Genomic DNA, 23,408 nt, shown 5'->3' on the forward strand with positions numbered 1-23,408 from the left:
GGTGTTCGTTACAGATGTGCGAGCTTCTCCAGAACAGGGGCGGCCGCGCGCAGCTTGGCCCATTCGTCCTCGTCCAGGCCTTCGGCCAGCTCGGCCAGCCAGGCGTTCCGCTTGCGGCGGCTCTCGTCGAGCATGGCCTCGGCCCGCTCGGTCTGGCTGACCACCTTCTGGCGGCGGTCGTCGGGGTGCGGCTCCAGCCGCACCAGCCCCTTGGCTTCGAGCAGCGCCACGATGCGGGTCATCGACGGCGGCTGGACATGCTCCTTGCGCGCCAGCTCGCCGGGGGTCGCCGAACCGCAGCGCGCGAGCGTCCCCAGCACCGACATCTCGGTGGGGCTGAGGGACTCGTCGACCCGCTGGTGCTTGAGTCTGCGGCCCAGCCGCATCACGGCTGAGCGCAGGGCGCTGATGGCGGCGACGTCGTCGGGAGCGATCGCGCCTGCGGCGGCGTCGGCCACCGTGCGTGCGGCGTCGCCTTCGGCGGCACCGCTGGACAGGTCAGACATGTTTATTAGCGTAACTCATTACTCTGCCTAAAGACCAACCGGTTTCGCGCGTCGCCGACACCGCACGGACGGGCACGGAGAGCGACGCGCCGGGGGCTCCGGGAGGGCCGCGGGAGGGCCGCGGGAGGGCCCCGGAAACGCCGTACGGGCGGCCCCGGGACCGAGGTCCGGGACCGCCCGTACGGGGCGGGGCTTCTGGCGGGGTCGCCGTTATGTGAGACCGAGCGCCGGCATCGCGTAGTAGAAGACGAAGACCGCGGAGACGGCGTACATCGCGATGGGGACCTCGCGCCCGCGGCCCGTGGCGAGGCGCAGGACGCTGAAGGCGATGAAGCCGATGCCGATGCCGTTGGTGATGGAGTAGGTGAAGGGCATCATCACCATCGCGAGGAAGGCGGGGACGGCGAGGGTGAAGTCGGTCCAGTCGATGTCGCGGATGGAGCCGGCCAGGATCAGGAAGCCGACCGCGAGGAGGGCGGGGGTGGCGGCCTGGGAGGGGACCATCGTGGCGAGGGGGGTGAGGAAGAGGGCGAGGGAGAAGAGCGCGCCGGTGACCACGGAGGCGAGACCGGTGCGGGCGCCCTCGCCGACGCCTGCGGTGGACTCCACGAAGCAGGTGGTGGCGGAGGAGGAGGTCGCGCCGCCGGAGGCGACGGCGATACCGTCGACGAGGAGGACCTTGTTGATGCCGGGGAAGTTGCCGTCCTTGTCCATCAGCTTGGCCTCGTCGCCGACGCCGAGGATGGTGCCCATCGCGTCGAAGAAGCAGGACAGCAGGACGGTGAAGACGAAGAGCGAGCCGGTGAGGATGCCGACCTTCTCGAAGCCGCCGAAGAGGCTGACCTCGCCGACGAGCCCGAAGTCGGGGGTGCTCAGCGGGTTGCCGGGCCACTTCGGGACGGTCAGGCCCCAGGCGCGGTCCGGGAGGTCGACGATCACTTCGATGATCATCGCGACGATCGTCATGACGACGATGGAGATGAGGATCGCGCCGGGCACCTTGCGGATGATCAGGACCAGCGTGAGCAGCGCGCCGAGGACGAAGACCAGGACCGGCCAGCCCAGCAGATGACCGCCGTGGCCCAGGGTCAGCGGGACGGTGGTCTGGGCGATGTCCGGGATGCGGGAGACGAAGCCGGCGTCCACCAGGCCGATGAGCATGATGAACAGGCCGATGCCGATCGCGATGCCCTTGCGGAGGCTGCGCGGCACGGCGTTCATCACCCGTTCGCGCAGGCCGGAGGCGACCAGCAGCATCACCACGAAGCCCGCGAGGACCACCATGCCCATCGCGTCGGCCCAGGACATCCTGGGCGCGAGCTGGAGGGCGACGACGGTGTTCACGCCGAGGCCGGCCGCCAGCGCGATCGGCACATTGCCGATGACGCCCATGAGGAGGGTGGAGAAGGCGGCGGTCAGCACGGTGGCGGTGACCAGCTGGCCGTTGTCGAGCTGGTGCCCGTACATGTCCTTGGCGCTGCCGAGGATGATCGGGTTCAGCACGATGATGTAGGCCATCGCGAAGAAGGTGGCGAAGCCGCCGCGCACCTCGCGCGCGACCGTGGAGCCGCGCTCGGAGATCTTGAAGTAGCGGTCCAGGCCACCGGGGGCGGCGCCCTTCGGCGGGCCCTCGGGGGCGGCGGCGGTGGCCGACGGGGTCATTCCGTCCTCATCAATGCTCTTGGATGTTTCTACGAATGAAACAGGTCATGGGCAAACCGTTTCAGTATGAACATATGAACCGAAGATCGCCATCTTCGCGCGTAGACCCCCGTGGCGACTGGGCCGACCGCACCCGCCCACCGGCCGCCGCCGCACCCCCACCGCACCCGCCGCCGGGGCCCGGCGGGGTGCCTACACTGTCCCCATGGCGAAGTGGACTGCGAAGCACGAGGCGCCCGAGCCCCTGGAGGGGCCGGTGGTCGCCACCGTCACCGGTGGCACGATCCTCTGGTTCGTCCTCTTCCTGGCACAGCTCCCGTTCTACGGCTGGTTCGCCGACCGCGATCTCCAGTGGTGGGTGTGGACCTGTCTGGCCGGCGCGGGCCTCGGGCTGATCGGCATCTGGTACGTCCGGAAGCGCGACGCCGCGATCAAGCGGGCGGCTGCGGCCGGCGCCGCCCAGGACGCGCGGACCCCGGACGGCGCGGACGGCCCCACCGGGAGCTGACCCCCGACACACGGGCCGCTCCCGCTTCCCGAGGGGTGGACCCGCCGCACCTTCCGTACCGTACGAACCATGACTCAGCGGGCAGGGATCGACACGGAGGGTCCGGAACCGGACGGCCGCGACACCGTCCGGAGCGCGGCGCGGCAGCAGGGCCCGCCGATCGACGCGGGGGCCGAGCTGGATCCCGTACACCCCATGACCATGCCCGCCTCCCGCCGCCGGGCGAGTGGGCTGAGCGGGGCCGAGGTCGCCGAGCGGATCGCCCGGGGCGAGGTCAACGACGTACCCGTACGGTCCTCCCGCTCGCTCGGCGAGATCGTCCGGGCCAATGTCCTCACCCGCTTCAACGCCCTGATCGGCGTCCTCTGGGTGATCATGCTGATCGTCGCGCCGATCCAGGACAGCCTGTTCGGCTTCGTCATCGTCGCCAACACCGGCATCGGCATCGTCCAGGAGCTGCGCGCCAAGAGGACTCTCGACGGGCTCGCGGTGATCGGCGAGGCCCGGCCGACGGTGCGGCGCGACGGGGTCGCGACCGAGGTCTCCACCTCCGGCATCGTCCTCGACGACCTCGTGGAACTGGGCCCGGGCGACAAGGTGGTGGTGGACGGCGAGGTGGTGGAGGCCGACGGGCTGGAGATCGACGAGTCGCTGCTGACCGGCGAGGCCGACCCGGTGTTCAAACGGCCGGGCGACCCCGTGATGTCGGGCAGCTTCGTGGTCGCGGGCGGCGGCGCGTTCACCGCGACGAAGGTGGGCCGTGAGGCGTACGCGGCCCAGCTCGCCGAGGAGGCCTCGCGGTTCACTCTCGTCCACTCCGAGCTGCGCAGCGGCATCAGCACCATCCTCAAGTACGTGACCTGGATGATGGTCCCGACCGCGACCGGGCTCGTCATCAGCCAGCTCGTCGTCAAGGACACGGACGTCAAGGACTCCGTCGCCCGGACCGTCGGCGGGATCGTGCCGATGATCCCCGAGGGGCTGGTGCTGCTGACCTCCGTCGCCTTCGCGATCGGGGTGATCCGGCTGGGCCGCAGACAGTGCCTGGTGCAGGAGCTGCCCGCGATCGAGGGGCTGGCCCGGGTCGACGTGGTCTGCCTGGACAAGACCGGGACGCTCACCGAGGGCGGGATGGACGTCACCGAGGTGCGCCCGCTGGGCGGGGCGGACGAGTCCTCCGTACGCGCGGTCCTCGGCGCGCTCGGCGCCTCGGACCCGCGCCCGAACGCCTCCCTCCAGGCGATCGCCGAGGCGTATCCGGACAAGGACCCGGGGCTGCGGTGCGTGGACACCCTGCCCTTCTCCTCGGCCCGCAAGTACAGCGGCGCGACCCTGGAGCCGGAGGGCGGCGGGCGTACGAGCTGGCTGCTGGGCGCGCCCGACGTGCTGCTGACGCCCGGCGATCCGGAACTCGACGGCGTCGAGCGGCTCAACGAGGCGGGCCTGCGGGTGCTGCTGCTGGCGCGGGCCGCCGGAGCACTGGACTCCGCGACGGCCGCCGAGGGCGCGCGGCCCGTCGCGCTCGTCGTGCTGGAGCAGCGGCTGCGGCCCGACGCCGCCGACACCCTGCGGTACTTCGCCGAGCAGCGGGTCACCGCCAAGGTCATCTCCGGCGACAACGCGGTCTCGGTGGGCGCGGTCGCCCAGAAGCTGGGCCTGCCCGGCGCGGAGCGGCCCGTCGACGCGCGCACCCTGCCCGCCGGGGGCGAGGCGCTGGCGGCGCGGCTGGACGACCACTCGGTCTTCGGCCGGGTGACCCCGCGTCAGAAGCGGGACATGGTGGGCGCGCTCCAGTCCCGGGGCCACACGGTCGCCATGACCGGCGACGGCGTCAACGACGTGCTCGCGCTCAAGGACGCGGACATCGGCGTCGCGATGGGCTCGGGCTCCGAGGCCACCCGGGCGGTGGCCCAGATCGTGCTGCTGAACAACAGCTTCGCCACCCTGCCGTCGGTGGTGGCCGAGGGCCGCCGGGTGATCGGCAACATCACCCGGGTCGCGACCCTCTTCCTCACCAAGACGGTCTACTCGGTGCTGCTGGCGATCCTGGTGGTGTGCAGCCAGATCGAATACCCCTTCCTGCCCCGGCATCTGACGCTGCTCTCGACGCTGACGATCGGGGTGCCGGCCTTCTTCCTGGCGCTCGCCCCCAACCGGGAGCGCGCCCGGCCGCACTTCGTCCGGCGGGTGATGCGGTACGCGATCCCGGCGGGCGTCGTCGCGGCGGCGGCCACCTTCTGCACCTATCTGCTGGCCCGCGCCCACTACAGCGGCCCGGGCGCGCTGGAGGCGGAGACCAGCGCGGCGACGCTGACGCTCTTCCTCGTCTCGATGTGGGTCCTCGCGATCATCGCCCGGCCCTACACCTGGTGGCGTGTCGCCCTGGTGGCCACGATGGGGCTGTGCTTCGTGGTGGTGCTGGCGGTGCCGTGGCTCCAGGAGTTCTTCGCGCTGAAGCTGGTGGGGACGGTCCTGCCGTGGACGGCGGTGGGGGTCGCGGCGGCGGGGGCGGTGCTGCTGGAGTTCGGCTGGCGGTGGGTGGACCGGAGGTTCCCTGCGTGAGCGCGCCGGGGACCAGGGCAGGGGCCGGGCTCGCGACCCGATGATCGGACGCTTTCGGCCCTGCCCGTACGTACCCTGAATCCGTCCGCCAGTTGTACGCCTCTGCCCGTTTCACCGGCGTCATTGTTCGGTTACGTCCGGATTTGCCGAGTCACCGGCGACAGCGCCCCACGGCTGTCAGCATGCGCTCATGCCGAAACCCCACGAGCCTGTCATGGATCTGATCCGGGCCTCCATGGACCCCGCTTCCCGTACGGCGCGGTTGCGGATCGACTCCCCCGCCTGCCGTGTGGTGATCGCCGCGGCCCGCGCCGACGCCGAGGAGGGCGGCAACAGCCGCGTGGTCACACTCGCCACCGGCACGGCCGTCTCCGCGACCGGGCTGACCATGCTCCTCGCCGAGCACCGGCACGTCACCACGGAGGTGTTCATCGACCATCTGGAGGCCGCCAAGCACGAGATGGACCCCGACGGAAGATCCCCCGATGTCACCGTGGTGATGCGCAGCCTCCTCACGGAGCGCCCGATGCAGGAGTCCGCCCGGGTTTTCACCGACGCCTTCCTCCAGGACCAGGAGGGCTTCTGCGACCTCATCGTGGACCTCGCCGAGTACGCCGCGAGCGCCATCAAACTCCTCCAGCAGAACAAGGTCGCCACGGAGGAGCAGACCCTCGCCGAGCTGGACGGCATGCTGGAGGAATTCGTCAACGCCGCCTGAACCGGACCGCGCTCCGCGCCCCTACCCGTCCCCGCGCATCAGCTCCAGATCGTCCCCCCAGCCGTCCAGCACCGGGCCGTGCCCCCGGGTCCGGGCGTACGGCTCCACCTCGCGGAAGAGCCTCCGCACCACGAGCGGCCCCCGCTCCGACAGCACCTCGCCCAGCAGGGGCAGCAGCCGGTCGGGGGCCCACTCGGGGCGGTCGAGCGGGTGGTGGCGCAGCTCCCACTCCAGATACTTGTTGTACGGGCGGACCCGGCCGTCCAGCGCGAAGACATAGCCGAGGAAGTACGGGACCGTGTCCGCGCCGTCCAGACGGGCCGCGAGCGAGCGGCCGTCGCGGTCGCTCTTCAGACACCGGTAGACGCTGTTGAGGAAGGCGTCCAGGAGTTCCGGCGCACTCTCGGCGGCCTCCGCCGGGGTGAGCCGTCCCTTGGCGGCGACGAGTTCGGCGATCAGCCCGTCGGCGGTGTCCTTCACCACCTCGGCGCGGGTGAAGGCGTACCGGTTCCACTCGGTCCCGGAGCCGGGCAGGGCGTGGCCCCGGAACTCCGTGAGCGGCAGCAGGACCACATCCAGCAGACCGTCCCGGCGGCGCTCGGCGGCGAGGGGGCCGTGTTCCGCGCCGTCCTCGGCGACGAGGTACACGTCGTAGTCGGAGCGGGCGGTGGCGGTGCCCTCGCGGGCCCGGGAGCCGGTGAGGACGAGTCCGAGGGCGTGCCGGTCGCGTCCCACGCGCTCCAGCAGCGCCGCGTACTCCCCGGCGGCGGTCCCGGTGTTCCCTGTGCTGTCCCTGTCGTCGGTCACCGGCTCAGCCCACCACACGGCCGCCGCGCGCCCCAAGCGGTTTTCGGCGGCCTCGACGGCCCGGGTCAGCCCGGGTCAGCCCGCGTCGAACCAGCGGTCGCGGGCCAGTTCCTCGGTGCGGGAGGGGTCCTCCAGGAGGGCGGCGACCTCGAAGCGGCGCGGCCACTGGCCCGCCGACCAGGCGAGGCCGGCGGCGACGCCCTCCAGGGTGGAGGCGTGGAGGACGCCGTCGGGGGTGCGCCGCCAGGGGAGTTCGAGGCCGCCCGCGATCAGCTCGTCGTGCTCGACGTAGGAGGCCGGGGTGGCGGGCCCGAGGAGGACATGGACGGATTCCGGTACGTCGTGCTCCTCGCCCTCGGTGGTCACCTCCGCCGTGAGGGTCTCGCTCAGCAGCCGGACCTGGAGCAGCTCGGCCAGCTCCCCGGCGCGCGCCGGGGAGACCGGGAGCAGCGGGAGTCCGCCGGCGAGCGGCAGCAGATCGGGGGCGTCGGCGACGACCGCGTCCCGCGCGTCCACGACGCGGGTCACGCCGTCGACGACCGCGCGCAGCTCGTCGGGGAGGGTCACCTGCTCCGGGTCGAGGTCGGCGAGCGCGCTGTAGAGGCCGTGCAGCTGGGCGGGGCGCACCGGGCGCTCCGGGTCGGCGAGGCGGCCCAGCAGCTCGGCCGCGCCGCCCGGCTCGTCCAGCAGATCGGCGGCGGTGGTGCGCACCCCGAGCGCCCTGAGCACCTGCGGGTCGTCGAAGCCGCCGGCGTCGACGGACTCGTACAGGCCCTCCAGCAGCGGATCGCCGCCCTCGGCGCGCAGCCCGGCGGGGCGGCGGCCGTCGAGCACCGGGTGGTCGCGGAGCCACCACGCGGTGTACGGGCGTACGGACTCGGTCGTGCCGTCGGGCAGCAGCACCCGCACCGGCTGGGTGAGCGCGTCGCGCAGCGGCGGGCGGGAGAGCAGGGCCAGGGCCTGCGGCCAGCGGTCGTCGTCCACCAGGTCCAGATCGCGGACGGCGACCAGTTCGGTGACGACCGGCGGGACGGGGGTGTCGGGCAGCCGGTCGAGGACGTCCTCGCACCAGACGTCGACGGCGTCCAGCAGACCGGCGTCGTCGGGCTCGGCGTAGTCGCCGTCGCGGGGCTCCAGCTCGTCGGGGTCCAGGACGATGTCGGTGGCGCGTACGAGGGTGAAGTCGGCGAGGACTCCGCAGGCGGCCAGCGGGCGCGGGCCCCAGCGGTCGGCCAGTTCGGCGTCGCAGAGCGCGGGTCCGTCCTCGCGCATCACCAGCGCGAAGGGGCTGCCGGGCAGCACCAGCTCCCCGGCGGGGGCGGGCTCGCCGTCCTCGTCGGGGAGGGCGAGCGCGCCGAGCCAGGGTTCGTCGCCGGGTTCGAGGTCGGCGTCGCGCACCAGCGCGAGCACGGTGTCCGCCAGTTCCTCGGCGTCGAGGGCGTCCTCGTCCCAGATCTCGCCCGCGTCGAGCGAGCCCGCGACGGCCGCCCGGACCTGAGGGGTGGTCAGTACGGCGCGGGGGGTGGCGGGCAGCGCGCCCAGCTTCTCCAGCAGGGGGTGGGCGGCGTCCGGGTGAACGACCTTCAGCCCGAGCCTGGCGAGGTCCGCCGGGGTGTCGGAGAGCGGGAGCAGGGTCTGGCGGGGGCCGATGACGGTCCGCAGATCGGTCAGCGGCACCGGGAGGCCGGACAGCCGGTCCGGGTCGACGCCCGCGAGGCTGTCGTAGAGCCGGTGCCACCAGGAGGGTTCGCGCTCCAGACCGGCCAGCCGGTCCATCGCCTCGGTGAGCGGCACCCGGGCGACGCCGAGGGTGCGCAGCTCCACCCGGCGCTCCAGGCCCGCGGGCAGCAGGCTCGGCAGCACCTCGGCCAGCACCCGTACGGTGTCGGCCCCCGCGCCCTCCAGCACCTCCGCCTCGATGGGCCGCAGCCCGGCGGGGGCGGTACGCCCGGGGAGCCCGGTGTCCTCCTCCTCGTCGGCGGGCCGGGGGGCGGCGGCGAGCAGGAAGGCCGTACGCGGCAGCAGCTCCAGGATCGCCGCCCGCAGCGCGCCGTCCAGCTCGCCCTTGCCGAGGGGGCCCGGCACCAGGTCGATGGTGCCGGTGGACACCGGCCGCCACTGGGCGAGCAGTTCGGCGTACGCCTCGGCCGAGCGCCGCACCACGAAGTCGGTGAGCGGGCCGGGGGCCGGGTGGCGGCGGGTGGTGTCCAGCGGGAACGAGGCGATCAGCAGGGCGGGGACGCCCAGCGGCTCGTCGGTCGGGGTCGGCGCGTGCACGACCGGCGCGGTACGCGGGCGGGCGGGCGCGCCCTCGCCGTCCACGGGCACCGCCCAGGTGACGGACCAGTGGGGGCGCAGCCGCTCCTCGACGGGGCGGTCCTTGAGCAGCTCCGCCTCGATGGAGCCGGTGTGGGTGACGGTCCGCCAGCGGCGTTCGCCGTGCACGCTGTCGTCGATGTGGACATACGGCCCCCGGGTGGCGCGGCGCACGGTCCGTACGCCCTCGGGGGTCTCGATCACGATCTCGGCGAGGCCCGGGAGGGTGAGCAGCAGTGCGTCGTCCACGCCGCCGAGGAGGTGTTCCACCAGGTCGACGGCGGCTCCGTCGCGCAGCGGGAGCACGATGACCGTGTCGTACCCCTCGGGGGCGGGACCCTGGGCGGGCAGCGGAAGCCGCAGCAGCGGGACCTGTCCGTCCCGGCGGCGGATCTCGTCCGCGAGCCCGGGGCTGCCGGCCGCCGCCTCCTGGGCGAGGGCCCTCGCCTCGGCCAGGGACCAGCGGACGCCTCCGGTGCGGCCGAGGATCGCCGGTTCGTCACTGACCGCGAGCACCGCGGCGAACCCGACGCCGAAGCGTCCGACGCTCTCGCCGTCTCCGCGCTTGGCGGAGGCCCGCAGGGTGCTGAGCGACTCCGCGCCCGCCGCGTCCAGCGGGGTCCCGGTGTTGGCGACCGCCAGCACCGCCGGGGAGTCGCCCTCGGCGGGCCTGAGCGTGAGACGCAGCCGGCCGGGGGTCTCCGCCCGTGCGGCGGCGTCCGCCGCGTTCTGCGCCAGCTCGACCACGAGCCGGTCGCGGTACCCCCCGAGTACGAGGTCCTCCTCCGCGTTCGCGTCCTCCCGGAACCGCGCCGGAGCCGCCGCCCACGCGTCCAGCACCCCACGCCTCAACCGCGCGGTTCCGAAAGGGTCGGGCCGCTCGGTGGGGGTGACGCTCACGCTGTGCTCCGCTCTGGGGGGCGATGGGCTTCGGGTGAAGGTACCGCGTGGGGGGTGGGGTGGTTTCCACCGGCTGGAATTGACGTCTCTGGTCTTGTGCGGGCACCTGGGGTGCGGGGCCGTCCTCAGGTGCCGGACAGGCTTGATATTGACGTACCTGGTCCCGCTCAGCCCCTCGGGGTGCGGGGTCCGTCCTCAAACTCCCCCTGGCTCCGCCGGGAGGGACCCCCAGACGGGCTGGAATTGACCTTCCCGGCCCAGCTCGGGCCCCGGGGCGCGTCCGTAGACGAGGTCCCCCCGGCGGAGCCGGGGGGAGATTGAGGACGGACCCCGCGCCACGGCGGGCCCGCGACGGACCGGAGACATCGATCTCAGCCCGTCTGGGGGTCCCCCGGCGGAGCCGGGGGCACCCTCGGGGCCCGGGGTGGGCCGGGTACGTCGATATCGAGCCCGGCCGGCCCGGAGGGCTAGGAGTGGCCGAGGTCCTCGTCGGGGGACGGGGTCGGGGTGGGGGTGTCCTGGCCGAGGGGGAAGGCGTCGGTGGCGAGGGAGTCGAAGACGGGTTGGGGGGGCTGGGGGGTTTTGGGCATGACGGCGGCTTCGGAGTGGCCGCCGCAGCCGTAGGAGAGGGAGACGACTCGGCCGTCGGCGGGGGAGAACTCATTGGCGCACACCCCGAACGCCTGTCCGAGCGACCCGGCGATCGGCATGAGGAAACCGCAGGTCACACACCCTGCGGGCGCGGCCTGCGCCATGGGCGTCTTCGCCCCGAAGGACTCCTCCCAGCGGTCGGCCGCGATGTGCAGGCCGTAGCGCGAGAGCACGCGCGCCCGCCGCATCCCCAGCTCCTCGGCGACGGCCGCGATCTCACCGCGGGCGTTGGCGACGGTGTCGGCGGGGGCGCGGTCGGTCAGCTCGGCGTCCTCGGCCTCGACCAGCTCGGCGAGGTCGTGGGTGGTGGAGGCGATCGCGGAGTTCGGCGGGGGGGTGTCCTCGCCGGTGAAGCCGGGCTCCAGGCGGAGGTCCTCCGCCTCGGTGGGGAGGAGGTCCCCGGGGCCGAGGTCGCCGGGGCGCAGCCGCTCGCTCCAGGGCACCCACTCGGGTGCGAGGAGGGCGTCGGGGCCGGGGAGGAGGACGGTCTCGTCGAGGGTGACGTTCTTGGCGCGGGAGGCCCGCGCGACCGTCACCGCCCAGCGCCAGCCCCGGTAGCCGGGCTCCTTGCACTCGAAGAAGTGAGTGACGACACGGTCGCCCTCCGAGACAAGGGACACATGCTCACCCACCACCCCCGGGGCCGCGGTCTCCTCCGCCGCCGTCCGGGCGAGATCTACCGCCTCGGCGCACAGGCGGTCGGGGGTTCGGCTTCGCGTCGTCGCAGCACTCACAGGTCTCGCTTCTCTCCTACGCCGTCTCACGGGTGCGCCTGCCGAGTCGTGAGGCGGTACGGGGCGCAGGCGGAGCGGACCAGGGGGCCGCATCGACGTCCGCGCCCAGACCAACCCGTCCCGGGCACACCTACCGCCATCCATTCTGAGGGATGACGAAGAGGCGCGCGGCCGAGAACAATCGCCGGTGGCGCGCTACGCACGCTACCCCTTCCTCAGCTCCGCGCCCACCTGCGCGCTCCAACAAGAGGTCGACAGGGACCCGACTCAGCGCGCATCGCGCGTGTTCCCACGGGTGCTTGGGGCAGTATGACGAGGTGGCAGCCGCCAGGTCGGCCGAGGGGCCCGGAGCGCTCAGCAGAGCGATCCGGGCGGTGGGACGTGCCCTGCGGGCCCCTTTCACCCGTACCGGGAGACGGATCCGGAAGGCGACGCACGCGCACGGCGCGGGCGAGTCGGGCCTCGGAAGGCTGATCGAGCTGCACGCGGTGAACGGCGCGGGCGATGTCATGATCACGGTCGCGCTGGCGTCCACGGTCTTCTTCTCGGTGCCCACGGACGAGGCGCGCGGCCGGGTCACCCTCTATCTGGCGATCACCCTCGCCCCCTTCGCCCTGCTCGCGCCGGTGATCGGCCCGCTGCTGGACCGGCTGCCGCACGGCCGGCGGGCGGCGATGGCGGCGGCGATGCTGGCGAGGGCGCTGCTGGCGCTGGGGCTCTCGGGGGCGGTGGCCACGGGCGGGCTGGAGCTGTATCCGGCGGCGCTGGGGGTGCTGGTGGCCTCCAAGGCGTACGGGGTGGTGCGCAGCGCGGTGGTACCGAGGCTGCTGCCGCCCCGGTTCTCGCTGGTGAAGGCGAATTCACGGGTCACTCTGGCGGGGCTGCTGGCCACGGGGCTGGCCGCGCCGGTGGGGGCGGGGCTGCACCGGATCGGGCCCCAGTGGCCGCTGTACGGGGCGTGCGCGCTGTTCTGTCTGGGGACGTACTGGGCGCTGAAGCTGCCGCCCAAGGTGGACTCGGCGAAGGGCGAGCGCAAGGCGCTGATCCTGCCGCTGGGCGAGAAGAGGCCGAGTCTGCGGACGGTGGGGCCCTCGGTGCTGCACGGCCTTCAGGCGAACGCGGCCTTCCGGATGCTCTCCGGCTTTCTCATCTTCTTCCTCGCCTTTCTGCTGCGGGATCATCCGCTGGCCGGGCAGAGCGCGGCGGTGTCGCTGGGGCTGGTGGGGGTCTCGGCGGGGCTCGGCAATGCCCTGGGGACGGCCGTGGGGGCCTGGCTGCGGACCCGGGCCCCGGAGATGATCATCGTGACGGTGCTCGGCACGGCGCTGGTGGCGGCGGTGCTGGCGGCGGTGTTCTTCGGGGCGGGGATGGTGGCGGTGCTGGCCGCGACGGCGGGGCTCTGCCAGGCGCTGGCCAAGCTGTCGCTGGACGCGCTGATCCAGCGGGATGTGCCGGAGGAGGTGCGCACCTCGGCGTTCGCCCGCTCGGAGACGCTGCTTCAGATGTCGTGGGTGGTGGGCGGCGGGATCGGGATCGTGCTGCCGCTCAACGGCGCGCTGGGGATGTCGGTGGCGGCGGCGATCGTGGGCACGGGCGCGGGGCTGGCGGTGCGCGGCCTGGTGGGCGCGTGCGGCCGGACCGGCCGCACCGGACCGAGGGTCGCGTGAGACCGGTGAGATCCGCCAGACAGACCCTCGCGTGCGGCGCGCCGGACCCCCGCGCGGGAAGGGCGGGCGGGACCGATAGCCTTTTGGCCATGACCGTTGCGATCTTCTCCGGCAGGCGCCGCCGGGCCGCTGCCACCCTCGGCGCCGTCTCCGCCGGGCTCCTCGTACTCTCGGCGTGCGAAAAGCCGACCCCGCTCGCGACCGTCACGGTCGGGACGGAGTCCGTGAACTCCGAGGCCGCCTGCTACAACGACGGCAAGGCCATCAAGGAGTCCCTGGTCCAGGGGTGCCTGAACAAGGACTCCGGCAAGACCATCAAGGTCTCGCTGGACGACAAGATCCGCTTCGGTGTCGACCCGGAGATCGCGGAGAACGGCTGGACCCTGTTCATCGGCGGCCAGCCCGCCGAGCAGGAGCCGTTCAAGAAGACGTACCGGACCATCCCGGCCAACGCCTTCTTCACCTCGCAGACCGGCGAGACCACCAACAAGACGAACATCAGCATCGTCGAGACCGACGGCAAGAAGCTCATCGGCATCTGGCTGTTCACGCTAGAGAAGAAGTGACCCCGGGGGCCCGGTGATGCGCGTACTGGTGGTGACCGCGGTGGCGGCCGAGTCCGAGTCCGTCGCCGCCGGGCTCACCGCTGGGCTCCGGGCCGGGCACCCGGCTCCGGCCGGCCCCACGGTGCTGGCCGGCGGGGTCGGACCGGCCGCCGCCGCCGCGGCCACCGCCTCGGCGCTGGCCCTGGCGACCGCCGGAGGCACCCCGTACGACCTGGTGGTCTCCGCCGGGATCGGCGGCGGCTTCCCGGCGCACGCGCCGGTCGGCTCGCTGGTCGTCGCCGACGCGATCGTCGCCGCCGACCTCGGGGCGGAGACGCCCGAGGGCTTTCTCCCCGTCGAGGAACTCGGCTTCGGCCGCACCTCCCATCTGCCGCCCGCCGCGCTCGCCGCCCGCGCCGCCGCTCTGACCGGCGCCCGGTGCGCGCCGGTGCTGACCGTCTCCACGGTGACCGGCACGGCCGCCCGCGCCGCCGCTCTGAGCGGGCGTCACCCCCGGGCCGCCGCCGAGGCGATGGAGGGTTTCGGCGTCGCCGAGGCCGCCGCCGCCCACGGGGTGGCGGTGCTGGAGATCCGGGCGATCTCCAACGCGGTGGGCCCGCGCGATCGCGCCGCCTGGCGCATCGGCGCGGCACTGGCCGCCCTGCGGACCGGCTTCGAGCAGCTCAGCCCCCTTTTCGAGGAGTCGTCGTGACCCTGCGGATCGCGTACTCGCCCTGCCCCAACGACACCTTCGTCTTCGACGCCTGGGCCCATGGCCGGGTCCCCGGCGCGCCCGCCGTCGACGTCGAGTTCGCGGACATCGACATCACCAACGGAATGGCCGAGCGCGGCGAGGGCGACATCCTCAAGGTGTCGTACGCCGTGCTGCCCTGGGTGCTGGACGAGTACACGCTGCTGCCCTGCGGCGGCGCGCTGGGCCGCGGCTGCGGCCCGCTGGTGCTCACCCGGGAGCCGGGCGGGGAGCTGCGCGGCAAGACCGTGGCGGTGCCGAGCGAGCGTTCGACCGCGTATCTGCTGTTCCGGCTCTGGGCCGCCGACCAGGTGCCCGGCGGGGTCGGCGAGGTGGTCGTGATGCCGTTCCACGAGATCATGCCGGCGGTGCGGGACGGAAAGGTCGACGCCGGACTCGTCATCCACGAGGCCCGGTTCACCTACCGGACGTACGGGCTGCACTGCCTCGCCGATCTGGGCGAGCACTGGGAGGACACCACCAGCCTGCCCATCCCGCTCGGCGCGATCATCGCCAGGCGCTCGCTGGGGAGACAGACGCTGGAGCTGCTGGCCGACTCGATCCGTACCTCCGTACGGATGGCGTGGGACGACCCGGAGGCCTCGCGTCCGTATGTCCGCGCGCATGCGCAGGAGATGGATCCGGCCGTCGCCGACCAGCACATCGGTCTGTATGTGAACGAGTTCACCGCGGAGCTGGGAGAGGACGGCTACGCGGCGGTGCGCGGGCTGCTCACCCGGGCGGCGGCGGAGGGACTCGTACCGCCGCTGGCCCCGGGGGCGCTGGCCTTCGGCTGAAGGCGACGTCCGTGTCGGCGGCGGAACGGCTGTACGGCGGGAGGGGCGGCGCGTCGGTGAAGAGGACCGACGCGCCGGGAGGAGGGACTGATCAGACGTCGAGCTGGTCGGCGACCGCGCGCAGCAGCCCCGCGATCTTCGCGCCCTGCGCCTTGTCGGGGTAGCGCCCGCGCTCCAGCGCGGGGGTGATGTTCTCCAGCAGGGTCGTCAGATCCTGCACGATGGAGGCCAGCTCGTCCGGCTTGCGCCGCTGCGCCGCCGCCACGGACGGCGTGGGGTCGAGAACCGTCACGGAGAGGGCCTGGTCACCACGCTGGCCGGCGACCACACCGAATTCGACACGCTGGCCCGGCTTGAGCGAGTCGACTCCGTCGGGCAGCACGGACGAGTGCACGAAGACGTCGCCGCCGTCGTCGCGGGAGAGAAAGCCGAAGCCCTTCTCGCTGTTGAACCATTTGACCTTGCCGGTAGGCACGTCTGTCCTCGTCTTCGTACTCATGGGGGCGCTGGGGCCGCCGGAAGCGTGGCGCCGATTTCGGCTCTGGAAAGCACTGCGGCGGGCCGTCCGACCCGCAACCCAAGGCTAATGGTCCAGGGGCTGGTGACAAGACGTCGCCGATCGGTTCCTACTCGCTGGGAACTACCCTGGCTGGATGACTGCTACTCCTACCGCACCGGGTGACGGACTGGTCCGTACCGGTGGCATCGTCTTCATCGTCGGCGCGGTGGCCACTCTGGTCACCATGGCACCGCTGTTCCTGGGGACGGATCCGTTTCCGCCGATCGCCTACGGCGTCTGCATGCTCATGGGCGTCGGCTTCATGATCTCCGGGGCGGGGGTGCTGCGCTCGATCGCGGCTCAGCGGCGCGCCGCGAAGTCCGTCGCCTAGTCCTTCCGGGCGAGGTGCCCGCGCAGCCAGGCGGGAAAGGCCGTGAGGTCGTCGAGCACCACGTCCGCGCCCTCTTCGCGCAGCTCAGCGGGGCCGCAGGGGCCGGTCGGCACGGCGACGGCCAGGGCCCCGGCGGTGTGCGCGCCGCGTACGTCGCCGATGTGGTCGCCCACGTACACGCTCGCGCCGTGCTCGCGCAGCGCCTCGGCCTTGGCCTCGGCCCAGAGCCAGCCGATGACGGCGTCGGGGACGATGCCGAGCGCTTCGAGGTGGAGCCTGGCGTTCGGTTCGTGCTTGGCGGTGACCACGATCGCCCGGCCGCCGGATTCGCGGACGGCGGCGACGGCCTCCCGCGCGCCGGGCAGCGCCCGGGTCGGCTCGATCGCGTACGCCGGGTAGAGCGCGCGGTAGCGGTCGCCCATGGCCTGAATCTGATCATCGGGGAACCAGTGGGCCAGCTCCTGCTCCAGCGGCGGGCCGAGCCGGGTGACGGCGAGGTCGGCGTCGATCCACACCCCCGTCTCCTCGGTGAGCGCGTGGTACGCGGCGCGGATGCCGGGCCGGGAGTCGATCAGCGTCATGTCCAGGTCGAAGCCGACGGTGATGCCGTCGCCCGCGTCCGGTGCCGAGGCGTGTGACGGGTTGGAAGCCAGAGGGTCCATGGGTCAATTGTGCCCATCGGTGGCTCCTACACCCGCACCTTTACACTAAGCCAAGCCTTACCAAACCTGCTGGTTCCGCTCCCTGATTGGTGCACATGTCAGCCAGACGCGCGCTCGCGGTCCGCCGCATCGGCTGGACGGCGGCGGCCGTCGTGGCCCTGCTGATCGCGGCCCTGCTCAGCCTCGGGGTGGGGGCGCGGCCGATCGCGCCGTCCGCCGTCTTCGACGCCCTGCTGCACGGCGGCAGCGGCGACGACGCCCAAGTCGTCCGCGAGATGCGGTTCCCCCGTACGGTCGTCGCGATCCTGGTGGGCGCGGCGCTCGCGATGGCGGGCACCGTGATGCAGGGCATCACCCGCAACCCCATCGCCGACCCGGGCATCCTCGGCATCAGCCAGGGCGCTTCGGTGGGGGTGGTCTGCGCGATCGCCTTCGCGGGGGTGCACACGCTGGCGGGGTACGTCTGGTTCGGATTCGCCGGGGCCGCGATCGCGGCGGTGGCGGTGTACGCGATCGCCGCCAACGGGCGCGGCGGGGCCACCCCGGTGAAACTGGCGCTCAGCGGCGCGGCGATCAACGCGCTGCTGGTCGCGGTGGTGACGTCGATCCTCACCACCCAGGCGTCCACCCTGGACGAGTTCCGCTTCTGGCAGGTGGGTTCGGTGGCCGGCCGGGACATGGGGATCGTCGCCCAGCTCTGGCCCTTCCTGCTGCTCGGCGCGGTGCTGGTGATCTCGGTCGCACGCGGGCTGGACGCGCTGGCGCTCGGCGAGGACATGGCGAAGGGGCTGGGCCAGAACATCGCGACCGTACGGATCGTGGGCGGTCTCGGCGCGACGGTGCTGACCGGCGCGGGAGTGGCGGCGGCGGGCCCGATCGCCTTCATCGGGCTGGCGGTCCCCCATCTCGTCCGCGCGGTCGTGGGCACCGACCACCGCTGGGTGCTGCCGCTGGCGGCGCTGGTGGGCCCGGTGATGCTGCTGGTGGCGGATGTGATCGGGCGGGTGGTGTTCCCGCCGGGGGAGATACCGGCGGGTGTGATGACCGCGCTGATCGGCGTCCCCTTCCTCGTGTTCCTCGTCCGCCGCAAGGCGGTCCCCGCGTGACCCCCGCCCGTTCCGCCAACCCCACGGGGGCCCGCACATGAGCACCACCGTCCGCCCCACCGGTTACGCCGTCGTCCGGACCGGGCCCGCCGCCTTTCTGCTGCACCGCCGGTCCGCGCTGGTCGCCACCGTGCTCGGGGCGCTGCTGGCCGCCGTCTGTGTGCTGTATCTGTCCGTCGGGGAGAGCTTCGTCGCCCCGGGCGAGGTGCTGAAGGTGGTCCTCGGGCAGCCCTCCGGCCACGAGCTGGTGGTCGGGACCCTGCGGCTGCCCCGGATGACCGTCGCCCTCCTCGTCGGCCTCGCCTTCGGCGTCGCGGGCGCGCTCATCCAGACCGTCGCCCGCAATCCGCTCGCCAGTCCCGACATCATCGGCATCAGCCAGGGCGCGACGGCGGTCACCGTCGGCGGGCTCGCCTTCGGCGTCCCGGCGACGGTGCTGCCCTACTTCTCCGTGGCCGGGGGGCTCGCCGCCGCCGCGCTCGTCTATCTCTTCGCCTGGCGCGGCGGACTCCAGGCCGCCCGCTTCGTCCTCATCGGCATCGGCATCGGCGTCGCCCTGCGCTCCATCACCCTCCTCTTCCTGACGAAGACCGACCACCACATCGCCCAGCAGGCGAAGATCTGGATGTCGGGCTCCGTCAACGGCCGGGGCTGGGAGGAGGCCACCCCGCTCGCCTGGGCCATGCTCGCCATGGTCCCCGCCGTGCTGTGGGCGGCCCGCGCCCAGCGGACCGTCTCCCTGGACGACGACACAGCCACCTCGCTGGGCGTCCGGCTCGGCCGGGTACGCCTCGGGCTCGTCCTCACCGGTGTGGTGCTGGCCTCCGTGGCGACGGGCGCGGCCGGGCCCGTCGACTTCGTGGCGCTGCTCGCACCGCAGATCGCCCGCAGGCTGACCCGTACCGCGCAGATCCCGCTGCTCTGCTCGGCGCTGACGGGAGCGGTGGTCGTGGTGAGCGCCGACCTCCTCGCCCGCAAGCTCCTGGCCCCCACCGAACTGCCCGTGGGGGTCCTGACGGCCGCCCTCGGCGCGCCGTATCTGATCTGGCTGCTGATGCGCGGCCGTACCACCGGAGGAAACGCGTGAGCAGGCTCATGGCGCGCGGGCTGACGCTCGCGTACGAGGACCGGACCGTCGTCCACGGCATCGATCTCGCGATTCCCGAGGGCCGGGTGACCGTGATCGTCGGGCCGAACGCCTGCGGCAAGTCGACCACCCTGCGCGCGCTGGGCCGGCTGCTGAAGCCGGCGGGCGGCGCGGTGCTCCTGGACGGCGCGGAGCTGGCGAAGATACCGACCAAGACGATCGCGCGCGCCATCGGGCTGCTGCCCCAGTCGCCCGTCGCCCCGGAGGCGATCACCGTCGCCGATCTGGTCTCGCGCGGCCGTCAGCCCCATCAGGCCTGGTGGAAGCAGTGGTCGGAGGAGGACGAGCGGGCGGTGACGGACGCGATGGAGCGTACCGATGTCACCGATCTCGCCGAGCGCTCGGTGGACGAGCTGTCCGGCGGGCAGCGGCAGCGGGTGTGGATCGCGATGGCGCTCGCCCAGGACACCGAGGTGCTGCTGCTGGACGAGCCGACGACGTTCCTGGACATCTCCCACCAGGTGGAGGTCCTCGATCTGGTGCGCCGGCTCAACCACGAGCGGGGGCGGACCGTCGTCGCCGTGCTCCACGACCTGAACCAGGCCGCCCGTTACGCCGACCATCTCGTGGCGATGAAGGACGGCCGGATCGTCGCCGAGGGCCCGCCCGCCGAGGTCGTCACCGCCGAGCTGGTGCGCGAGGTCTTCGGGCTCGCGTCGGTGGTGGTCCCGGACCCGGTGACCGGCTCCCCGCTGGTGGTGCCGGGCGCGCCCTACACGCCCGGCGCGGCGGACCTTCCCGTGCAGAAGACCGGTACCGCCGGCTGAGGCCGGGACCGGGACCGGGGCTCAGCGGCGGGAGCGCCAGACCAGATAGAGCGCGGAGGCGATCGCCGCGCCGTTCAGCACCCAGGGGCCGGTGGCGGAGATCGCGTCCGCCATCCCCTCCGGGGGGACCGGCTCGCCCCAGCGGCCCTCCGTACGGCCCCAGAGCCAGAGGGCCCCGGCACCCAGCGCCGTGCCCGGCAGGCCGAAGACGGCGAACTTGGTCTCGGCGGGGGTGAGCCTGCGGGAGAGATACGCGAGGACCCAGCCGAGGCCGAGCGGGATCCAGGAGCCGAAGAGCACGCCCCCCAGCAGCAGCGCGGCGGCGAGCAGCAGCAGCGGGTTGGTGAGCCGGAACCGGGGCTTCGGCGCGGGCTCGGCCGCTTCGACGGGGACGGCTTCGGCGGGGACGGCTTCCGCCCGGCGGCGGAGCAGCCCCGGCAGCCGGCGGCGCGGCCGGGTCTCCGCAGCGCCCCCGGCCTCCTCCTTCTTCTGCTCCGTCCCCGCTTCCCCGGCCTTCTTCCCGTCCTCCTCCACCGGAGGCGGCGTCAGTATCTCGGGGATCTCGACCCCGCCGGTGAACCCGGCCACCCGCTCGCCGGGCCCGAACGGCTGCGGGGTCACGCTCCACCAGTCGACGTCCGCGTCGGACGGGCCCAGCTCGTCGAGGCCCGCGAGATGCGGCGGCAGCCCGCCCGCCGGGGGCCGGGGCGGGAGCGGCGGGGCCTTCGGCCGCTCGGCCGCCGTCCTGCGCGGGCGCGGGATCCGGCGGCGCACCCGCTGCTCCGGCAGCGCGGCGGCCGGGGCCGGAGCGGAAGGGGGTACGGAGGGCGGCGGCAGGGCCCCGGAGCCGTCCACCGTCGCCGCCACGACCTCGTCCGGGGTGCCGATCCGCCCCAGGATCCGGCGCACGGCGGCGGGGGTGTCCGGGACCGCCCCGGCGCGCCGCCGGTCGATCTCGGACCGCAGCGCCGACACCAGCTCCATCCGCGCGCCGGACGGCAGCTGACGCTGCTGGGCCAGATCGCCGACCCGGCTCAGATAGTCGTAGACGAGCTGATCACTCTCGATCCCCACGGCCGGCTCCCCTGACGTTCCCCGATGTTGCCTGCCGACGGTAGCGCGCCCTCAGCGCTCCGGGGACTCCACAGGCCCTTCCAGCGACTAACGTGGTCCGGATGGGGACCACGCCCGAAGGAAGCAGTCCGCGCACACTGGCCGAGGCCCTGCGTGCCCGCAGCGAGCAGGAGCTGACCGCGCTGCTGCGCGCCCGCCCCGACCTCCTCAACCCGGTGCCGGGGGATCTGACCCAGCTGGCCACCCGCGCGAGCACCCGCGCCTCCGTCGTACGGGCGCTGGAGCGGCTCGACCGGTTCACCCTCCAGACCGCCGAGGCGCTCGCGGTCGCCCCCGACCCGGGCCGGTACGAGACCCTGCTGGCGCTGCTGGGCGGCGACGACGGCGACCCGGAGGTCGAGGCGGCCCTGCCGCGCGCCGTCGAGGCGCTGCGGACCCAGGCCCTGGTCTGGGGCGGCGGCGGCCGGCTGCGGCTGGTGCGCACCGCCCGGGAGCTGCTCACCCCCTCGCCCTCCCGGCCGTCCCCCACCGGTCTCGGCCCCACCGTCGCCGAGGCGACGGCCGGGATGTCGCCCGGCCGGCTCCAGGAGATCCTGGCCGCGAACGAGCTGCCGACGACGCACGATCCGGTGTCGGCGGTCACCGCGTTGACATCGCTCTTCACCGACCGGCGGCGGATGGGCGAGCTGCTCGACCAGGCCCCGTCGGAGGCGCTGACGGTCCTGGACCGGCTGGTGTGGGGACCGCCGTACGGAGAGGTCACGGCCAGCCCCACGCCCCCGGTGCGCTGGCTGCGCGACCACGGCCTGCTGCTGCCCGCCTCCCCGCGCACGGTCGTGCTGCCGCGCGAGGCGGCCCTGCACCTGCGGGCGGGCCGCGCGCACCGCACCGCCGAGCCGGTGCCGCCCGCCGTCCTGCCCGCCAGGACCGCCGCCTCGGGCCGTCCCGCCGGAGTGGACGAAGCCGCCGCCGGACAGGCGTACACCGCGCTGTCGACGGTCGAGGAGCTGCTCCAGGACTGGCACGAGGGCGGCCCGCCGGTGCTGCGGGCCGGCGGGCTCGCCGTCCGCGACCTCAAGCGGACCGCCGCCGCGCTGGACACCCATGAGCAGATGGCCGCCTTCTGGCTGGAGCTGACGTACACGGCGGGCCTGCTCGCGGCGGACGGCGAGGCCGACGAGCGGTACGCCCCCACCCCCGTGTACGACGAGTGGCTCACCCTCCCGGCCGCCGAGCGCTGGGCGCTGCTGGCGGACGCCTGGCTCACCGCGACTCGTACCGCCGGGCTGGTCGGCGGCCACGACGGCAAGGGCCGCGCGCTCTCCGCGCTGGGGCCCGAGATGGACCGCTCGGCCGCGCCCGAGGTGCGCCGACGGGTGCTGGAGCTGCTGGCCTCGCTGGAGCCCGGCACCGCCCCCGACCCGGAGAGCGTGCTGGCCCGGCTGCGGTGGGAGCGCCCGCTGCGGCCCGGCGCGGGAGCCGGCTCCGACGGCGTGGTGGACCTGCGCTCGCGGATGGCCGCGTGGACGCTGGCGGAGGCGGAGACCCTGGGCGTGACCGGCCGGGGCGCGCTGTCCGAGCACGGCCGGGCGCTGCTGGGCCCCGCCGAGGGGGAGCCGCGGCCCGCCGCCGACCGGGCGCGCACCGCCGCCCTGACCACGGTGGAGCGCGCCGCCGCCCAGAGCGCGGCGGCCGACGCCCTCGCCCCGCTGCTGCCCACCCCGCTCGACCATGTCCTGCTCCAGGCCGATCTGACCGCCGTCGCCCCCGGCCCGCTGGAGCGCCCGCTCGCCGAGACCCTCGCGGTCCTCGCCGACATCGAGTCCAAGGGCGGGGCGACGGTCTACCGCTTCACGCCCGGTTCCGTACGCCGCGCCCTCGACGCCGGCCGTGCCGCCTCCGATCTGCACACCTTCCTGGCCACCCACTCCCGCACGCCGGTGCCGCAGCCGCTCAGCTATCTCATCGACGACGTCGCCCGCCGCCACGGCCATCTGCGGATCGGCGCGGCCTCCGCCTATGTGCGCTGCGACGACGACGCGCTCCTCGACGAGATCCTCGCCGACAAGCGCTCCCAGGGCCTCGGGCTGCGCCGTGTCGCGCCCACCGTCCTCGCCGCCCAGGCCGACCCCGCCACCCTGCTCCAGAACCTGCGGTCCATCGGCTACGCGCCCTCCGCCGAATCGCCCCAGGGCGATGTCTTGATCACCCGCGCCCACGCCCACCGCACCCCGCCGCGCACCCCGCCCGTCCCCGTCCCCGACGGCCCGCCGGCCCCCGACGACACCCTCCTGAGCGCGGCGGTCCGGGCCGTCCGCGCGGGCGACCTCGCCGCCACCGTGGAGCGCAAGCCCGCCGCCGAGCCCGGCGACCGCCCCCCGGGCCCCGGCGGCGGACTGCCCCGCTCCACCTCGGCGGAGACCCTGGCCACCGTCCAGGCGGCGGTGATGACCGGCTCCGCGCTCTGGATCGGCTACGTCAACGCCGAGGGCGCGGCCAGCCAGCGGGTGATCGCCCCGGTGCGCGTCGAGGGCGGTTTCGTGACCGCGTACGACCACACGGCCGACGAGGTCCGCACCTATCCGCTGCACCGGATCACCGGCGTCGCGGAGCTTGCGGACGACCCGGCCTGAGCACG

Annotated in this window: 20 protein-coding genes; 12 read left to right on the plus strand and 8 right to left on the minus strand. The window is 73.8% G+C overall.

The features are described from left to right. Positions 1 to 8: 8 nt before the first annotated feature. On the minus strand, positions 9 to 506 hold the full coding sequence (locus ABD371_RS02040; protein WP_344471940.1) for a MarR family winged helix-turn-helix transcriptional regulator: 498 nt from the start codon (positions 504 to 506) through the stop codon (positions 9 to 11). A gap of 210 nt (positions 507 to 716) precedes the next feature. After that, the gene (locus ABD371_RS02045; RefSeq protein ID WP_344471942.1) at positions 717 to 2,168 is read right to left on the minus strand and encodes an NCS2 family permease; all 1,452 of its coding nucleotides are present in this window, start codon (positions 2,166 to 2,168) and stop codon (positions 717 to 719) included. Positions 2,169 to 2,373: 205 nt separating this feature from the next. Here ABD371_RS02045 and ABD371_RS02050 point away from each other — a divergent pair, with 205 nt between their 5' ends. The 3 genes from ABD371_RS02050 to ABD371_RS02060 all read left to right on the plus strand — a co-directional run bounded on the left by ABD371_RS02050 (position 2,374) and on the right by ABD371_RS02060 (position 5,956). Continuing rightward, entirely contained in the window at positions 2,374 to 2,676 is a 303-nt protein-coding gene (locus ABD371_RS02050) for a DUF2530 domain-containing protein (RefSeq protein WP_344471944.1), read from the plus strand. 69 nt (positions 2,677 to 2,745) lie between these two features. Beyond that, positions 2,746 to 5,238: an HAD-IC family P-type ATPase gene (locus ABD371_RS02055; RefSeq protein ID WP_344471946.1), complete on the plus strand. Its 2,493-nt coding sequence runs from the start codon at positions 2,746 to 2,748 to the stop codon at positions 5,236 to 5,238. Between the two features lie 190 nt (positions 5,239 to 5,428). After that, entirely contained in the window at positions 5,429 to 5,956 is a 528-nt protein-coding gene (locus ABD371_RS02060) for a hypothetical protein (protein WP_344471948.1), read from the plus strand. Between the two features lie 21 nt (positions 5,957 to 5,977). Here the strand turns inward: ABD371_RS02060 and ABD371_RS02065 are convergent, their stop codons facing one another. The 3 genes from ABD371_RS02065 to ABD371_RS02075 all read right to left on the minus strand — a co-directional run bounded on the left by ABD371_RS02065 (position 5,978) and on the right by ABD371_RS02075 (position 11,364). Further along, positions 5,978 to 6,763: a hypothetical protein gene (locus ABD371_RS02065; RefSeq protein WP_344471950.1), complete on the minus strand. Its 786-nt coding sequence runs from the start codon at positions 6,761 to 6,763 to the stop codon at positions 5,978 to 5,980. 75 nt (positions 6,764 to 6,838) lie between these two features. Continuing rightward, positions 6,839 to 9,979, minus strand: a complete 3,141-nt coding sequence (locus ABD371_RS02070; RefSeq protein WP_344471953.1) for a sacsin N-terminal ATP-binding-like domain-containing protein — start codon at positions 9,977 to 9,979, stop codon at positions 6,839 to 6,841. A 467-nt stretch (positions 9,980 to 10,446) separates the two neighbouring features. Next, positions 10,447 to 11,364: a DUF3027 domain-containing protein gene (locus ABD371_RS02075; protein WP_344471954.1), complete on the minus strand. Its 918-nt coding sequence runs from the start codon at positions 11,362 to 11,364 to the stop codon at positions 10,447 to 10,449. Between the two features lie 317 nt (positions 11,365 to 11,681). On the opposite strand from ABD371_RS02075, the gene ABD371_RS02080 reads away from it, so the two are divergent. The 4 genes from ABD371_RS02080 (at position 11,682) to ABD371_RS02095 (ending at position 15,124) form a co-directional block, all read left to right on the plus strand. Beyond that, positions 11,682 to 13,031 (plus strand): MFS transporter, encoded by a 1,350-nt coding sequence (locus ABD371_RS02080; protein ID WP_344471956.1) that lies wholly within the window; start codon positions 11,682 to 11,684, stop codon positions 13,029 to 13,031. 89 nt (positions 13,032 to 13,120) lie between these two features. Beyond that, complete coding sequence (locus tag ABD371_RS02085) at positions 13,121 to 13,597, plus strand: DUF2771 domain-containing protein (protein WP_344471958.1); 477 nt, start codon at positions 13,121 to 13,123, stop codon at positions 13,595 to 13,597. A 16-nt stretch (positions 13,598 to 13,613) separates the two neighbouring features. Continuing rightward, positions 13,614 to 14,288, plus strand: coding sequence for a futalosine hydrolase (locus tag ABD371_RS02090; protein ID WP_344471960.1), 675 nt, complete (start codon positions 13,614 to 13,616; stop codon positions 14,286 to 14,288). Beyond that, the gene (locus ABD371_RS02095) at positions 14,285 to 15,124 is read left to right on the plus strand and encodes a 1,4-dihydroxy-6-naphtoate synthase (protein WP_344471961.1); all 840 of its coding nucleotides are present in this window, start codon (positions 14,285 to 14,287) and stop codon (positions 15,122 to 15,124) included. The genes ABD371_RS02090 and ABD371_RS02095 overlap by 4 nt, the downstream gene beginning before the upstream one ends. Before the next feature lie 91 nt (positions 15,125 to 15,215). On the opposite strand, the gene ABD371_RS02100 is transcribed toward ABD371_RS02095, so the two are convergent. Further along, on the minus strand, positions 15,216 to 15,599 hold the full coding sequence (locus tag ABD371_RS02100; protein ID WP_190124952.1) for a cold-shock protein: 384 nt from the start codon (positions 15,597 to 15,599) through the stop codon (positions 15,216 to 15,218). A 178-nt stretch (positions 15,600 to 15,777) separates the two neighbouring features. Between ABD371_RS02100 and ABD371_RS02105 the strand changes: the two genes are divergently transcribed. Further along, complete coding sequence (locus ABD371_RS02105) at positions 15,778 to 16,014, plus strand: hypothetical protein (RefSeq protein ID WP_344471962.1); 237 nt, start codon at positions 15,778 to 15,780, stop codon at positions 16,012 to 16,014. On the opposite strand, the gene ABD371_RS02110 is transcribed toward ABD371_RS02105, so the two are convergent. Further along, positions 16,011 to 16,676, minus strand: a complete 666-nt coding sequence (locus ABD371_RS02110; protein WP_344471963.1) for an HAD family hydrolase — start codon at positions 16,674 to 16,676, stop codon at positions 16,011 to 16,013. The genes ABD371_RS02105 and ABD371_RS02110 overlap by 4 nt on opposite strands. A 95-nt stretch (positions 16,677 to 16,771) precedes the next feature. Between ABD371_RS02110 and ABD371_RS02115 the strand changes: the two genes are divergently transcribed. The 3 genes from ABD371_RS02115 to ABD371_RS02125 are packed head-to-tail and all read left to right on the plus strand — an operon-like array spanning position 16,772 to position 19,696. Next, a complete protein-coding gene (locus ABD371_RS02115; RefSeq protein WP_344471965.1) occupies positions 16,772 to 17,782 on the plus strand; it encodes a FecCD family ABC transporter permease in 1,011 nt (336 codons plus the stop codon). 37 nt (positions 17,783 to 17,819) lie between these two features. After that, entirely contained in the window at positions 17,820 to 18,869 is a 1,050-nt protein-coding gene (locus ABD371_RS02120) for a FecCD family ABC transporter permease (protein ID WP_344471966.1), read from the plus strand. Between the two features lie 8 nt (positions 18,870 to 18,877). Further along, positions 18,878 to 19,696: an ABC transporter ATP-binding protein gene (locus ABD371_RS02125; RefSeq protein WP_344472179.1), complete on the plus strand. Its 819-nt coding sequence runs from the start codon at positions 18,878 to 18,880 to the stop codon at positions 19,694 to 19,696. 21 nt (positions 19,697 to 19,717) lie between these two features. Here the strand turns inward: ABD371_RS02125 and ABD371_RS02130 are convergent, their stop codons facing one another. Next, positions 19,718 to 20,770, minus strand: a complete 1,053-nt coding sequence (locus ABD371_RS02130; protein ID WP_344471968.1) for a hypothetical protein — start codon at positions 20,768 to 20,770, stop codon at positions 19,718 to 19,720. A gap of 101 nt (positions 20,771 to 20,871) precedes the next feature. Here ABD371_RS02130 and ABD371_RS02135 point away from each other — a divergent pair, with 101 nt between their 5' ends. Next, entirely contained in the window at positions 20,872 to 23,403 is a 2,532-nt protein-coding gene (locus tag ABD371_RS02135; protein ID WP_344471970.1) for a helicase-associated domain-containing protein, read from the plus strand. The last annotated feature ends 5 nt before the right edge of the window (positions 23,404 to 23,408 follow it).

The sequence above is a fragment of the Streptomyces amakusaensis genome, from assembly GCF_039532665.1.
In the GTDB taxonomy this organism is placed as follows: Bacteria; Actinomycetota; Actinomycetes; order Streptomycetales; family Streptomycetaceae; genus Streptomyces; species Streptomyces amakusaensis.